Origin of the sequence: Novosphingobium sp. FKTRR1 (assembly GCF_020404405.1) — a bacterium.
Lineage (GTDB): Bacteria > Pseudomonadota > Alphaproteobacteria > Sphingomonadales > Sphingomonadaceae > Novosphingobium.
In genome coordinates, this window is record NZ_JAIZDA010000031.1 from 13,710 (window position 1) to 27,514 (window position 13,805).

Here is a 13,805-nt window from a genome sequence, read left to right on the forward strand (position 1 = left end):
TCACAGTCAGGAGTGAAGCCGATGTTTCAGACAATCCCTTTGAACAAGCTTGTTGCCTCGCCGCGCAATGTTCGCCGCCACACCGATGCCGCTGCGGATGCAGAGCTCAAGGCCAGCATTGCCGCGCATGGGCTGCTGCAGAACCTTGTGGTGCGTGCGGGCGCCAAGGGCAAGTTCGAGGTCGAAGCCGGCGAGCGCCGCCGCCGGGCGATGCTGGCGCTTGCCGAAGACAAGGTGCTGCCCCGCGATCATGCGGTCACGTGCCTCGTGCTCAGTGCGGACAATGAAGCTGCGCCGGAAGCAAGTCTCGCGGAAAACTTCCACCGTCTCGCCATGAACCCTGCCGACGAAGCGCAGGCGTTTGCCGCACTCATTGAAGGCGGAGCAACGACCGAACTGGTCGCGCGCCGTTTCGGGCTGACGGTCCGCTTCGTCGAAGGGCGGCTTCGGCTTGCCACGCTGGCGCCGGTGGTTTTCGACGCCCTCGCGGCAGGCGAGATCACGCTCGATATGGCCAAGGCCTATGGCGCGACCTCGGACCAGCAGATCCAGGCGCGGGTCTTCACCGAGATCTCCGGGGCATACTATTCGCCGACCCCGGACAGCATCCGCCGCATGGTCCTCACCGGCACGGTCCGTGGCAGCGATCCGCGGGCGAGGCTGGTCGGCCGCGACGCCTACGTCGCCGCAGGCGGTCGGATCGAGCGCGAGCTCTTCGACAATGCCGATACCGAGAGCTGGGTCGACGTGGCGCTGCTGGAATCGCTCGCGGCCGAGAAGATGGCGGAAGAAGCCCGAACGCTCGCCGAGCAGAATGGTCTCGCGTGGGTCAAGCCGACGCTCGATCCCTATGCGAGCCACGACCTTGTTGAAGGCCTCGTACGGCTTCCGGCAGAGCCGGCGCCGCTGAGTGAGGCCGAAACCGCCCGGCTCGAGGAACTCGATGCGTCGTGGGACGAGCATGCCGCTGTCCTCGAGGACGAGGACAGCGCGCCCGAAGCCATCGAGGCGGCCGAAGCCGCCATCGCGGCGATCGAGCGAGAGACGCAGGACATCCGCAACCGTCCGCCGGTCCTGCCCGACGACCATAAGGGCTCTGCCGGCATGATCCTCACGCTGTCGCGCGAAGGCAAGCCGGTCCTGCAGCCGGTCTTCTACGGGGAGCGCAACGTTGCCGCTGCAGAAGGTGAAGACAGCATCGAGGTGGTGAGCTCGGATGGCGAGGCAGGCCCCCGTCGCGCCACGCTGTCGCGGCGCCTGGTCGACGAGCTCGCCATGCAGCGGCGCGATGTCCTCGCACTGCACCTCGCGTCCGATCCCGCGCTGGCGCTCGATGTGATGGTCTTCACGCTGGCCGATGCCGACAGCCATGACTGGCAGGCCCGCACGGCCTCCACGATCCGGGGCGGCCTGCCCAGTGGCCCGCTGGTCGGTTTCGAGCCTGCCGATGCAGCGGCGACGCGGGCGCTGGTCGAGCTCAGGGCCGGTCTCGATGAGACCTGGCGGAGTGGGCGCGACCAGTGCGAACGGTTCGACCGGTTCCGCGCGCTCCCGGACGAAGCCCGCGCGGCATGGCTCGGCCATGTCGTTGCCCGCTCGCTCGAAGCCAGCCTCAACATGAGCGGCGAGCGCCGGGTCCCGTTCCAGGATCACCTCGGCGCGCTGATTGGCATCGACATCGCGCAGTGGTGGCGGCCGACGGCGGCGAACTACTTCGACCGTGTGCCCAAGCAGGTCATCCTCGAAGCGCTGGGCGACGTCGGCGGCGCGGAACTCGCGTCCCGCTACATGTCGGTCAAGAAGTCGGACCTTGCGGCCAGCGCCGAGCGGATCTTCGCCGGAGCGACGATCGCGGAGGTCGCCGAACGCGAGCGCGCGCTGGCGTGGGTGCCTGATGTGATGCGGTTCGGCGGCGCTGCGGCGGTCGACGATCAGAGCGACGTCGACAAGGCACTGGCCGAAGACCAGCAGCCTGATCCATCGGATGGCATGGCGAACGCCGGCCCATCCGAAGCCTCCCCTTGCGATCTGGCAGCCTGACCTCCTCCTGACAGGCTGACAGTCGCGGACCCTCGAAGCCGTCCCTCGGGCAATCCCCGAGGGGCGGCTTCGTTCGTTCAGCAAGAGGAGAGGAGGCGCCCCTGGGGGCGGAAGCCGTGGGCAGGAGCGCCCACGGGTGACCGATCAGGAGACGCACCCATGACCAAGTTCCGTTCGCGCGTGAGCAATGCCCTCTCGCCCGCTGCCCGCATCACCCAGGAGATCATCGCCCGGCTTGAGGCAGGGACCAAGCCCTGGGTCCAGCCCTGGCGCGGCGTGCCCGTCTCGCGGCCCCTGCGGGCCTGCGGGATTCCCTACAAGGGCATGAATTGCTTCTGGCTCTGGATGGTCGCCGACATGTGCGGCTACGCCTCACCGTTCTGGATGACCTATCGGCAGGCCCAGGAACTCGGCGGGCAGGTCCGCAAGGGCGAGAAGTCGACGATCGCGATCTTCTACAAGAGCTACACCAAGGAGGTCGAGGCCCCGGATACCGGCGAGCGCAGCGAGGAGGCACGCCGCGTGCTCAAGTCCTACCCGGTGTTCAATGCCGATCAGGTCGAAGGGCTACCGTCGCACTTCCGTCCAGCCGCGACCCTCGATCTCGTCGAACCCGAAGGCCGCGAGGCGGAGCTTGATGCCTTTTTTGCGTCGATCCCGGCGCAGCTGCGGACACACGGTGCAGAAGCCTACTACGAGCCCGGCATCGACCGGATCACGATGCCACCAGTGAGCCTGTTCACGGGCTTCGATCACTACTACGCGACGCTCGCGCACGAGCTGTCGCACTGGACCGGGCATGCGAGCCGGCTCGGGCGCAATCTCAAGAACCGCTTCGGCTCTGCGGCCTATGCTGCCGAAGAACTTGTCGCCTTATCTGGACAGTCTGCACCGTGCCTGACGCTTCATTGAACGGTATGTTCTGGCGCAACGCAGGGGGTCATCAGGCCGGATGAAGCGCTATCCATAAGCTGGCGTAGTCCGGCCTGATGACCACCGTCCCGCAGGCGCGCAATGGGTGCGTTCTGGATTCGGGAGGGGGTCCGGGGGAGGGACTGGCAAGCTGTGGATATTTCAGAAGAACCGATCTCCATCCAGGAACGCCGCGAAGCAGATGGACTGGACGCCCACATTCCGATCATCCTGCGCGATGGTACGATCTATGATCCTGATCTCGATCGCTACTTCCTCGATCTGCCGCTCAACGGCGCGCGTTCGCGCCACTCGCTGCGGGCACACGGCTACGATGTCCTGGTTTGGTTGCGGTTTCTGGGTTCGGCTCGCCGCAAGACAGTCTGGCAAGCCGATACCGATGATGTCGGTGCGTATCATCGGGCACGCCGGCGTAGTGACGCCGAGTTCCGGATATCAGCCTCGTCGTGGAACCGGGCGGTTGCATCGCTGGACAAGCTCTATCGATGGGCCGAGCGCGAGGGCCTGGTCGAGCGTACGCCATTCACCCATCGGCAGATCTGGCGAAGATCGCACGGCGGTCGGCGCGCTGCCATCGCCGAGCATAACGAAGCTTATGAGCGGGCTGCGCGCCGGTCCGATGTGCGCTTCGTCGATCTTCCCGCCTACCATGTATTCCGAGACGTCGGCCTGCGCGGCCTGACCGTCGAGGGAGCTGAGCGCCCGGGAGCGCGCGACCGCAATGGTGCACGCAACGCGCTGTTCGCTGACCTGCTGGTCACCACCGGTTTGCGTCTCGAGGAAGCATCCTTCCTTCTCGCAGCGGAGATTCCCGGCAGCGATGTTCGTGTAGAGCGCCAACGCCGGGTAGAACTGCCGGCGGCCCTGACCAAGGGCGACCGGGGCCGGACCATGCTGCTACCGCGTCGCCTGCTGCCCGCATTCGATGCATACATTGCGGTCGAGCGCGCATCGGCGGTGGCCAAGTTCGCCTCACGTCGAGGTTGGGAGGCCATCGACCGCCCGATCTTCATACACCGCCCACCCACCGCACCGACCGCTTTGCACCTCGTGGGCGGCGGCATGATGGATATGGAAGTCGTCACACCGGATGAACGGGCCAGGCTCGTGATTTGCGCCGACGATGGCACGCCAGGTGAGGCGGCAGTCCTCTGGCTCACCGAGGTCGGGCAACCGGTGCTGCCCAACTCGTGGGAAGCGATCTTTGCCCGGGCGAGCCGTCGATGCACGGATGCCGGTATTTCCGTTCGCGTCAGCCCCCATCAGCTCAGGCATTCGTTCGCCGTGCACATGCTGGCGATGCTGATCCAGCGGCGCCTCGGCGAAGTTGCTGCACCGGCAGGCGCCATGGACGGCTATCGCCAGTTGCTCGGTGATCCGCTGCAGCAGGTGCAACGCCTGCTCGGCCATTCCAGCCTTGCCACCACGTCGATCTATCTCGATCACATTGCCACTCGTGCCGATACCGTCGATGCGGCGGTGGAAGAGTTGCTTGCGCGTGTGCCGGGCTATCTCCGGCCATGACCGCCGCTCCTCGTAAAGGCCGTAAGGTCGGGTTCGAGGGCCAGACCACAGAGCCCGAGGCCGACCCATGGCTGCAGATCAGCACGCTGCGCTTCACGATCGCCCCGCCGTATGGGGGCGAGGTTCTTGTCGATTTCACCAGACTGCACCCACGGGGACTGGCACTCGCCTTTGCCCGAGGCCTGTTCATGCTGGTCGCTCCACGCGGGCCCGTAGCGGTTCGCTCCTCCATCAAGACATACATGACCCAGCTGCCGAGCTTCTTTGCCTATCTTGCCAGGACTGGTGATCGGATCTCCGGGCCGGCCGACCTGCGAGCCAGCCACGTCGATGGATACGAAGCGTGGCTCGAAGCTCAGGGCAAGTCGCGGGGCCACGCGCCGACCTTTGTCGCCAAGGTCGTTTCCGTGCTTCGCCGGATCGCTTCCGATCAGCCGGATGTCATCGAGGCGGGCTTGCGTGAGCGGCTTCGCTACGTCAGCTCGCAACCTTACGCCCCGCCCCGCCCACGCGACGCCTACAGCCCGTTCGTTGCCCGCCAGCTCCGCGACGCGGCCCGCATCGATCTGGTCGCGATCGAGGCCAGATTGCGGGCTGGCCCATGCTTTGGCGAGATTCGGGAGATCGAGGCAACTGCCCGCAAGGCGCACGCCGCGATAGAGGCGCGTGGGGTCCTCAGGCATCGCGACCCTGAGTGGATGGCACTCTATGCCAGGCGTTGGAAGCGCGGCCTCTGGAACGCGGATTTCAGCATGACGCTGCACAGCGCTCATTACCTGACGTCCGTCGATATCGTGCCGCTGCTGGTCCTGCTTTCGCTGGAGACCGGGCTTGAGCTCGAGTGCTGCAAAACGCTGACCGTCGATTGTTTGCGCAACGCCTCGGGCGGTACGGTGGAGATCGCTTACACCAAGCTTCGCGCACATGGCGCCGAACACAAGACCATCAGGGTGCGAGACGGTGCCTCGTCGACGCCGGGAGGGCTGATCCGGCGCATCATCGCACTCTCGGCAAGCGCGCGGGCCCATAATTCCAGCGATTGCCTGTGGGTCTATTACCAGACCGGTGAGATCGTCCACGGCATTCGCCATCCGCGCTCGACCATCGATGCATGGACCACGCGCCACGCCATTGCCGATGACACGGGCAGACCGCTGTATCTGCGCCTGTCCCGGCTCCGTAAAACGCACAAGGCGCTCTGGTATCTCAAGACCGAAGGGCACATGGCACGGTTCGCCGTCGGCCACACGATCGAGATCGCAGCGCGGCACTATGCCGATGTTCCCTCGCTCAGACCCCTGCATGAGCAGACCGTCGCCGACGCCCTCGAGGAGGCAGTCGCCGGTCCCCGAGTCATTCCTCCCTCCGAGGAAGATCATCTGCGCAGTCGAGCCGCAAGCGCGGACCAGATTGCCGATGCGCCATCGGTTGCCGTGCTCGACGGAGAACAGGACGTATGGCTGGCGAGCTGCGGCGGCTTCTACGCAAGCCCTTTTGCCGCAGCTGTCGGCTCTCCATGTCCCACGCCGTTCTGGGGCTGCCTCGATTGCAAAAACGCGGTGATCACTGCGCGCAAGTTGCCAGCGATCCTCGCGTTTCTCACCTTTATCGATGAGCAGCGCGCAGGCATGAACACGAACGAGTGGGCGGCCAAGTTTGGTCACGCCCGTGAACGCATCGTCCGCCAGATCCTGCCTGCCTTCGGCGATGACGCTGTGGCTCAGGCTCGCGCGCGGCTCGCCGCCCAGCATCCCATTGTCTATCTGCCGCCCGAGGCCCGGGCATGACTGCCGCATCCTTGCCGGCCCATGACGGCAGGGCGCGTGAGACGCTTCCCGTACTCATGTCGGTCCCGTTGCGGCCTGGCTGCAACCGCGCCGATCTCTCGCGTTACGGCGATCCGACCTGGGACCTGTCGCCGGGCGTCTTTCGCGATAACGCCCGGCGCTGCCATGTCACCGTGCATTTTAGCAGCATCGAAGACCCAGCCATTGCCGATGCCCTGCGCCAGTTTCTCCATGCGCGGCTCAATGTCGATCTGCCGGGCCATCGCCCCCGGCTTCAGCCAGCAGCCGTGCGGGGTGAGGCCAACCGGGCCCTGCTTTTCTTCAACTTCGTGAAGGCCGACCTTGGGCGCTTCGATCTTGCGCGGGTCGATCAGTCTCTGCTTGACCGCTTTGCCCGTTCGAAGCGCCGTGAGGGGCTACGTCCGGTTGCGGTCGCAGTATTGCTGCGCGTCATCTTCGACCTTCACGAGTTGCGCCGCCACCTTCCAACGGCCCGTCTTCGTATCGATCCGTGGCCCGGGCGCAGCCCGTTCTCGGTCGCCGGTGCCCGGTACATCCCCGGTGAGAACCGGACGCCACGCATTCCCGAAGAGATCATGACGCCGCTGCTGGCATGGTCGCTGCGCTATGTGACCCACTTCGCGCCCGACATTTTCGCTGCGCGCCGGGAGCTTGAGCGTCTCGAAGCCAGGCGCAGCCGATTGATTGCGCGCGAGGCTCATCTCGATCAGGCCGAACGCCGCGCGCGGCAACGGCAACGGCTAACCGCATACCTCACGGGCTTGCGGCGGCAGGGCCGCGGCGTTCCCATCTGGACCGGCTTGTACAACGCTGCTGTCCGCACCGATCCGTTGACCGGCGAACACCTGCCACCGATCAACTACCATCTCCTTCATCTCCACGCCGGCGTCGATGCGCAGGCAGAGCCCGCCATGCACCTCAGTCTGACGACCGGTGCACCAGACCTGATCGCCGCCGCCATCACGGAACTCGGCACCGAAGTCGGGGGGATGGATGCACCGATCGCCGTGGATCCCGGGACCCGTCAGCCCTGGCGCAGCCGATTCGATGTCAAGGCATTGGCTCTGGAAGAGGTCATGCTACAGTCCGCAGCCTATATTGTTTGCGCCTATCTGTCGGGTATGCGCGACAGCGAGATCCAGGCAATGAAGCGTGGATGCCTATCCATCGTCAGAGACGAAGACGGCGTTATATTGCGTCACCGCATCAAGTCGGTCGCGTACAAGGGCAAGCGCGGAGGCGGAGAACAAGCGGAGTGGGTTACGATCGCGCCCGTTGCCGACGCGGTCGCTGTGCTCGAGCAGTTGTCCGAGCGGGCCGGACGAGCGCGGGGCACTACGACGCTTTGGCCTGTGCTGTCACTTCGCGCCAACACCAAGACTCATGTCTCTGCCGAGATCGTCCGCCAGCTCAACCGATTTCGTGACCATCTCAACCAGCAGTTTGGATCGCCTGATGCGCCGGTGATTCCTCCACGACCCAATGGCACACCCTGGCGGCTGACCACCCGTCAGTTCCGCCGCACGATTGCCTGGCATATCGCCAACCGGCCCTTCGGGACGATCGCCGGCATGATTCAGTACAAGCACGCCAGTGTTGCCGCCTTCGAAGGCTATGCTGGAAGCAGCCGGTCGGGATTTCGCGGCGAGATTGAAGCCCAGCGTGCGCTCGGCCAGATCGACGACATCCTGGCCTATTTCGACGAGCGGCAAGGTGGTGCCCGCTTGGGTGGCCCTGCCGCGAACCGCGTCGGGACCGGGCTCGATGTCGTCGCAAGCGAGCTGGCGCCGCTGCCCGCCATGATCGCCGATCGGCAGCGCTTGCGCACCATGCTCGCCAGTCTCGCGCGAACACTGCATGTCGGCCCGCTGGCCGACTGCTTCTTCGATCCCGCAACGGCCCTGTGCCTCAACCGGATCACACAGCCCGGCCCGCCAGCACCGATGATTTCGATGTGCGAACCGCTCCGCTGCCCCAACGCCTGCCTCACCGCGCGGCATCGCGCGTCCTGGCAGCGCGGGGCCGACGAAGCGCGCATGCTGCTGCGCGAGAAGCGGCTTCCTGAGCCGCAGCGGGTCACGCTTCAGGCCGAAGTCGCAAGGATCGAGACAGTTCTCGCTCAGATCGTGCCCGGTACCGCCACACCGCATGCCGGTGTGGCGGGAGAGGAAGAGGATGCCGGTTTTGGGGTGACGGACTGAAGGAGCGGGAGAGAGTTTCCCTCCGACCGTCGCGGAGACCTGCCATGACCCGATCCCACCCAGCATCGGCGCGCGCCGACGTCTATTCACGCATCACCGCCGAGATCGTTGATGCCATCGAAGCCGGTGCCGGTGACTGGCGCATGCCGTGGCATCACGACGGCGCGGCCACCACCCGGCCGCAGAATGTCACCTCTCGTCGGCGCTATCGGGGCGTCAACGTGCTGGCGCTCTGGATTGCTGCCGAAGCGGCTGCTTATTCCAGCGGTCTGTGGGGCACCTACCGTCAGTGGGCGGCTCTCGGTGCGCAGGTTCGCAAAGGGGAGCACGGCACCACGGTCGTATTCTGGAAGCAGGCTACATCGCGCGCCGACGATGATCATGATGAGGGCGAAGCCGGCCCCGGGCGCATGTTCGCCCGCGCGTTCACCGTGTTCAACCTCGCTCAGGTGGAAGGCTACGAGCCTGCACCGGTCGCGGTCTTGCCCGAGAGCGAACGGTTCGCGCACGCCGAGGCGTTCGTTTCTGCATTGAAGATTCCGGTCATCGAGGGGGCATACGACGCGCATTACCGGATCGATCTCGACCAGATTTTCATGCCGACCTTTGCCACATTCCGCGACGCGTCGGCCCACATGGGCACATTGCTGCACGAATGTGGTCACGCCACTGGCGCAAAGCACCGGCTCGACCGCAACTTCGCCGAACGGTTCAAGCGCGACAGCCTCGCGATCGAGGAGATTTGCGCCGAACTTACCGCATCGTTCGTCCTCGCGGATCTCGGTATCGCCCATCACCCACGGCCCGATCACGCCGCCTACGTCGCGTCCTGGCTGCGCGTGTTCAAGGATGACCCACGTGCGATTTTCACAGCTGCCAGCAAGGCCCAGGCCGCAGCCGACTGGATGCATGCCCAGCAGCCTCAGGCCGAGGAGATGGCGGCGTGAAACAGGTTCGAAAAAATGGCGCTGGAATTCACATTAGCGCTGGACTGTCAGGATATGTCGCGGAACTGTCGAGCGCGATGCTCGGTGCCGAGCTCGGCCTCCCGGTGGCGCATCTCCACAGTCATGCCAGCTATATCGAGCACTGGCTCAAACTGCTGAAGGACAATGACCGTGCGATCCTGACTGCGGCGGCGCGCGCCGAGGAAGCTGCAGGGCTTCTGCTCAAGCTCGGCGGTCGAGCGGTTCCTGGTGACACTGAAGATGACGCAGAGCCCGGCAGCGATGCTGCCGATGCACTCGCAGCCTGACGGGAGAACGACGATGGGACGTTCTGTCAGCTATCCATCCGGCGCGGCCGTGGCGTTCCAGGTTCTGGATGTCGATGACGATGGCGACTGGGATTTCGAGCTTGAATGGCTGCGCGAAGACCTGATCGAGCGGGCGAGGGCTGCTTTCCCCTCGCTCGAGCCGCAGCAGGGCTGGCGCGGCCGTGAGGACCGGATTCTTCTGCGCAACGCCTATGCCGATTTCGGTATGTCGGTCTATGGCAGCCTCGTCGCCGTCTGGATCGCCGAGCGCCAAGACGGCCCCTACTGGGAGTGCGACTGGCGCCATCCCCGAACCGGCCGAGCACGCCGCTGGCTGGCCCAGATCGCACCGCGCTTCGAGGACCTGTTCGGCGAGTACGAATGCCTCGGGCACATGTCGAACGGGGAGGGCGTCTATCGCAAGCGGGCAGCCTGATCGGCTGCCCGTTCCTTGGGTATCCTGACGGATTCGCGCGCTAACGCATCAGCTCTCCGGTGCCGCGAGAGAGGCCCTGGGCCGGTCGCCCCCGCCCCGCAACCCGGCTTGGCACGGCCCGTGTTGGCGCGCCTGCAGCGCGCCTGCCCGCACCAGCTGCGCCAAGCGGGTTTCCGCCCTTCGGGCGTGCAGGACGCGGGGCTTGACCGACCCTGACGGGCTCTCGCCGGCACCGGGGAGCACGACGCTCCTTGCCGGTCTCACACCGTCAGGAGGTACCCCATGCACACGTCCTTTGCCGACCAGCTTTCCGGTCTCGATCTCTCCGGTTTCTCGATCGGTCCTGCGCCGCTCACAGAGACCGATTTTCCGCCTCGGGAGGCCGCCACTCAGACGCTTGAAGCGGTCTGGTCCGATCTCTTCGCCCTTGTGACCGGCACCGCGCTGGAAGCCGATGCCGAGGATCTGGGCTGGGCTTTCGTGAACCTGTTTCACCGTGCCGCCGAGCGCAAGGGAGTGGCTCTGGACCGGGCAACCGACGAGGTCCGCGCGCTGGTGGCAACCGCCGACGGCTCGGAGGTTCACACGCATGATCTCGAAACGCAGGTCGAGCGCGCGCAATGCGCTGAGAGCGCCATGCTCGCCTTCGAAGAAATGCGCGAGATCGCCGCTTCCCTTTATCTCAACGAGTTCGGCTCGTCCTGGAAACCGGTTTCCAGCTCTCGTCTCAACCACGGCGCGACCCTCACTTCGGCGCTCGTTCAGGGCCGGGATTTCCTCCGCGCACGTGCTGAAGCCAAGCGACGGGCTGCCAAGCCTGAGGGCACGCCGGTTGTCTTTGCCGGTGGCCGGATGGGCCGCAGCAGCGAAGCCGATGCGCTCGCCTTTGCCGACAACATCTGGGCGACGCTCGACAAGGTCCGTGCCCGCGTTCCCGACATGGTGCTGGTCCATGGCGGGGATACCAAGGGCATCGACCGCCTCGCATCGTCCTGGGCCGAACGGCACAAGGTGCCGCAGGTCGTCTTTGCACTCGACATGCGGCTTGGGAGCCGCGCCGGTTTCCAGCGCAACGAGCGGATGCTCAGCCTTGATCCCCGCTACGTCGTCGCATTCCCCGGCAACGGCGTGCTCGAACGGCTTGTGATCGAGGCGAAGGCACGGCGGATCACTGTCGTTGATCGCCGCGGGCCGCTGGGAACTTGCCCCAAGGCTCAGGGCGGAGCAGCGGCGACCTGACGATGGTGGTTTGATCGCCAGCGTCCCGCCGGACGCTGGCGATCAGCACTTGCCGATTGTCGCATCAGAGGTTATCTTACCTCTGTCTTACCTGAGGAAAAGTTTTGTGGGTGTTCATGACCGACTGACGACTGTCGTCTCGACCAAGGGCCAGGTTATCTTGCCCAAGGCAATCCGCGACCAGCTGCACTGGGGCGCCGGAACGCGTCTCACGGTTGAGAACACGCTCGATGGTGTACTTCTCAAATCCACACCGGTTTTCCCCCCATCCAGCATCGATACGCTGTTCGGATCTATGCGGCATGAGGGACCAGCTTTGTCGATCGACGACATGAATGCAGCCGTTGCGCAGGAGGCCGAGCGGCGTGCGCGCGATTGATACCAATGTGATCGTCCGCTTCCTGACGGCGGACGATACCGCTCAGGCGGCAGTGGCGCGCCGGACCATCGAGGCTGGCGACATCTTCATTCCAACGACCGTTCTTCTCGAAACCGAATGGGTTCTGCGCAGCGGGTACGGGTTCTCCAGTGAAGCCATCGGCACTGCTCTTGCCGGTCTGGCCGGGCTGCCTGGCGTTGCCGTTGAAGATCCGCTTGCGCTGGCATTTGCTCTTGATGGTATGGCGGGCGGCATGGACTTCGCGGACGCGCTGCATCTTGCCAAGGCTGATGGTTGCATTGCCTTTCTGAGCTTCGATCTCAAGCTGGCCAAAGCCGCCAAGGGACGGTCTTCAGTTCCTGTCATGGTGCCCTGAACCGGGGCCAGCGCCAGGGGCCTGTGCTGACAGGCACCGCTTGGGCAGAGCCATTCTAAAGATCTGGATACACCAGCTTCGGCGGCGTCCTCCTCTTTGCAGATCTGACGTCGTGGGCGGCACGAAAGCGCTCCACCGAGGTCAGGTGCGCGGCCTGGAAGTGTGGCAAGTTCAGGGCCAGGCATAACCGCGAAATGCCACGAAATGGCGGCCTATCTCACCGGCACAGGCCCGCGGCCATCCGGCTCTTCGCGAACCGTTCCCTGAAGGCGGCGCCTGACCCTCGCAACCCCGATCCGGCCGGCCGAGTTGCCGCGCGCTACGCGCGCGTCTGCCCGCACCACCCGTCCTGTTCGAGGTTCCCCTCCCGTCGCCCTTGGCGCCGTCCGGTGCGAGCGTCTGCCGCCCCCTTCTGACGGTCAGTTCGCAGCCGGGATGGTCCCGGACCTGCAGCCTCAGGAGAAGACCCATGACCAATCTCGTTATCCTCGTCGGCCGCATCGCCCGCGATCCCGAAACCCGCACCACCACTGGCGGAACCAGCATCACCAGCCTCTCGGTCGTGACCGACCGGCCCGCCCGCAAGGACGGCAAGACCTACAAGGACGAGAACGGCTACACCGCCAAGGACAGCGAGTTCCACCGGATCACCTGCTTCAATGGCCTGGGCCAGAACGTCGCGAAGTTCTGCAGCAAGGGCCAGCTGGTGACGGTCGAGGGCCGCATCCACTACACCCAGTGGGAAGACCAGGACGGCACCAAGCGCTACGGCTGCGAGATCATCGCCGACAAGGTCGATTTCCTCACCAAGGGCCGCGGCACCTCCGGCGAAAGCGCCCCCGACATCGACGAAGACTGAGGGGCTTGTCCCCTCTCCAACAAGGCCCCGGCAGAGCGATCTGCCGGGGCCTTCTTTGTGCTTTGGCCGCGATCGGGGGGGGGGGGGGGGGCGGCCCCCCCCCCCCCCCGCCCGGCACAGGAGACCAACGCAAAACCCCGAGCGGGGGCCTTATTTGTGCTTTGGCCGCTATCGGCGGCGGGGGGGCATCGCGCCCCACGCGCCGCCGGGACTACCTGCTAAGCTGCAGACAACCGCTTGATGGCGGTGTCGATGCCAAGTGTCATCGAGAACCGCAGCAGCTGCTTGAGCTGCGCCGGTTCGAGCACTTCAGCACCGCATTCGAGGAGCACTGTGCCGAGTTCGGCTGCAGCCTCTTCGCGCAGCCTCGTTTCGCGAGTTGCAAGTTCTTCGCGCTCTGCCCTCAGCTTGATGAGGGCATCACGTGCACTGGGCTTTGACCTGGCCATAATCAGGGTCCTTTCGATCTGGCCGTTGGACCCCTCCGCTTTCAATCTTGCCATGCCGGCGCGGTGTTTCAAGAGGGCAGACCGCTATTCCGATCGTCGCGGCTCCCTGAGAGGTTGGAAGGTTCTCTCGCAGAGTTGCCAAGCATGATGGTGCCTTTGGGGCCGCGTCAAGGACGACGGGGCCCCACCATTTTGCCGGGACGAGCCCGACAAAATCGTTGCCCCCATCACCGCTACGCGGCCGCGCATTCGCGCGGTCCCTGACCCGGCCCGTCGGCACCATCGCGAGCTTCCTGATGCGACGCA

Annotated in this window: 13 protein-coding genes; 12 read left to right on the top strand and 1 reads right to left on the bottom strand. The window is 65.3% G+C overall.

The annotated features are described in order from the left end of the window. The first annotated feature begins 21 nt into the window (after positions 1–21). The 12 genes from LDN95_RS19300 to LDN95_RS19355 all read left to right on the top strand — a co-directional run bounded on the left by LDN95_RS19300 (position 22) and on the right by LDN95_RS19355 (position 13,050). The gene (locus LDN95_RS19300) at positions 22–2,040 is read left to right on the top strand and encodes a ParB/RepB/Spo0J family partition protein (protein WP_226019202.1); all 2,019 of its coding nucleotides are present in this window, start codon (positions 22–24) and stop codon (positions 2,038–2,040) included. Positions 2,041–2,199: 159 nt separating this feature from the next. Then, positions 2,200–2,952, top strand: a complete 753-nt coding sequence (locus LDN95_RS19305) for an ArdC family protein (RefSeq protein ID WP_226019203.1) — start codon at positions 2,200–2,202, stop codon at positions 2,950–2,952. 153 nt (positions 2,953–3,105) lie between these two features. Then, positions 3,106–4,497 carry a site-specific integrase gene (locus tag LDN95_RS19310; protein ID WP_226019204.1) on the top strand — a complete coding sequence of 464 codons (1,392 nt, stop codon included), beginning with the start codon at positions 3,106–3,108 and terminating at the stop codon, positions 4,495–4,497. Next, complete coding sequence (locus tag LDN95_RS19315; RefSeq protein ID WP_053556576.1) at positions 4,494–6,284, top strand: hypothetical protein; 1,791 nt, start codon at positions 4,494–4,496, stop codon at positions 6,282–6,284. The genes LDN95_RS19310 and LDN95_RS19315 overlap by 4 nt, the downstream gene beginning before the upstream one ends. Next, on the top strand, positions 6,281–8,506 hold the full coding sequence (locus LDN95_RS19320) for an integrase (protein WP_053556575.1): 2,226 nt from the start codon (positions 6,281–6,283) through the stop codon (positions 8,504–8,506). The genes LDN95_RS19315 and LDN95_RS19320 overlap by 4 nt, the downstream gene beginning before the upstream one ends. 44 nt (positions 8,507–8,550) lie before the next feature. Continuing rightward, positions 8,551–9,453: an ArdC family protein gene (locus tag LDN95_RS19325; RefSeq protein WP_053556574.1), complete on the top strand. Its 903-nt coding sequence runs from the start codon at positions 8,551–8,553 to the stop codon at positions 9,451–9,453. Further along, positions 9,450–9,761: a zincin-like metallopeptidase domain-containing protein gene (locus LDN95_RS19330; protein ID WP_226019205.1), complete on the top strand. Its 312-nt coding sequence runs from the start codon at positions 9,450–9,452 to the stop codon at positions 9,759–9,761. The genes LDN95_RS19325 and LDN95_RS19330 overlap by 4 nt, the downstream gene beginning before the upstream one ends. A 13-nt stretch (positions 9,762–9,774) precedes the next feature. Beyond that, entirely contained in the window at positions 9,775–10,197 is a 423-nt protein-coding gene (locus LDN95_RS19335; protein ID WP_226019206.1) for a hypothetical protein, read from the top strand. 282 nt (positions 10,198–10,479) lie between these two features. After that, on the top strand, positions 10,480–11,436 hold the full coding sequence (locus LDN95_RS19340) for a DUF2493 domain-containing protein (RefSeq protein ID WP_226019207.1): 957 nt from the start codon (positions 10,480–10,482) through the stop codon (positions 11,434–11,436). A gap of 10 nt (positions 11,437–11,446) precedes the next feature. Beyond that, a complete protein-coding gene (locus LDN95_RS19345; RefSeq protein ID WP_226019208.1) occupies positions 11,447–11,815 on the top strand; it encodes an AbrB/MazE/SpoVT family DNA-binding domain-containing protein in 369 nt (122 codons plus the stop codon). Next, the gene (locus tag LDN95_RS19350) at positions 11,772–12,191 is read left to right on the top strand and encodes a type II toxin-antitoxin system VapC family toxin (RefSeq protein ID WP_226019209.1); all 420 of its coding nucleotides are present in this window, start codon (positions 11,772–11,774) and stop codon (positions 12,189–12,191) included. Before LDN95_RS19345 ends, LDN95_RS19350 begins: the two co-directional genes overlap by 44 nt. Positions 12,192–12,660: 469 nt before the next feature. Beyond that, positions 12,661–13,050 carry a single-stranded DNA-binding protein gene (locus tag LDN95_RS19355; RefSeq protein ID WP_067914395.1) on the top strand — a complete coding sequence of 130 codons (390 nt, stop codon included), beginning with the start codon at positions 12,661–12,663 and terminating at the stop codon, positions 13,048–13,050. Positions 13,051–13,268: 218 nt separating this feature from the next. Here LDN95_RS19355 and LDN95_RS19360 read toward each other — a convergent pair whose 3' ends face one another. Further along, positions 13,269–13,553, bottom strand: a complete 285-nt coding sequence (locus LDN95_RS19360; protein ID WP_226019210.1) for a DUF6437 family protein — start codon at positions 13,551–13,553, stop codon at positions 13,269–13,271. Positions 13,554–13,805 lie beyond the last annotated feature (252 nt).

What these genes read in the sequence shown, in the direction of transcription:
- LDN95_RS19335 (WP_226019206.1), top strand. Translation starts at nt 9,775, where the DNA reads ATGGGACGTTCTGTCAGCTATCCATCCGGCGCGGCCGTGGCGTTCCAG.
- LDN95_RS19355 (WP_067914395.1), top strand. Translation starts at nt 12,661, where the DNA reads ATGACCAATCTCGTTATCCTCGTCGGCCGCATCGCCCGCGATCCCGAA.
- LDN95_RS19300 (WP_226019202.1), top strand. Translation starts at nt 22, where the DNA reads ATGTTTCAGACAATCCCTTTGAACAAGCTTGTTGCCTCGCCGCGCAAT.
- LDN95_RS19325 (WP_053556574.1), top strand. Translation starts at nt 8,551, where the DNA reads ATGACCCGATCCCACCCAGCATCGGCGCGCGCCGACGTCTATTCACGC.
- LDN95_RS19315 (WP_053556576.1), top strand. Translation starts at nt 4,494, where the DNA reads ATGACCGCCGCTCCTCGTAAAGGCCGTAAGGTCGGGTTCGAGGGCCAG.
- LDN95_RS19305 (WP_226019203.1), top strand. Translation starts at nt 2,200, where the DNA reads ATGACCAAGTTCCGTTCGCGCGTGAGCAATGCCCTCTCGCCCGCTGCC.
- LDN95_RS19340 (WP_226019207.1), top strand. Translation starts at nt 10,480, where the DNA reads ATGCACACGTCCTTTGCCGACCAGCTTTCCGGTCTCGATCTCTCCGGT.
- LDN95_RS19360 (WP_226019210.1), bottom strand. Translation starts at nt 13,553, where the DNA reads ATGGCAAGATTGAAAGCGGAGGGGTCCAACGGCCAGATCGAAAGGACC.
- LDN95_RS19350 (WP_226019209.1), top strand. Translation starts at nt 11,772, where the DNA reads ATGCAGCCGTTGCGCAGGAGGCCGAGCGGCGTGCGCGCGATTGATACC.
- LDN95_RS19320 (WP_053556575.1), top strand. Translation starts at nt 6,281, where the DNA reads ATGACTGCCGCATCCTTGCCGGCCCATGACGGCAGGGCGCGTGAGACG.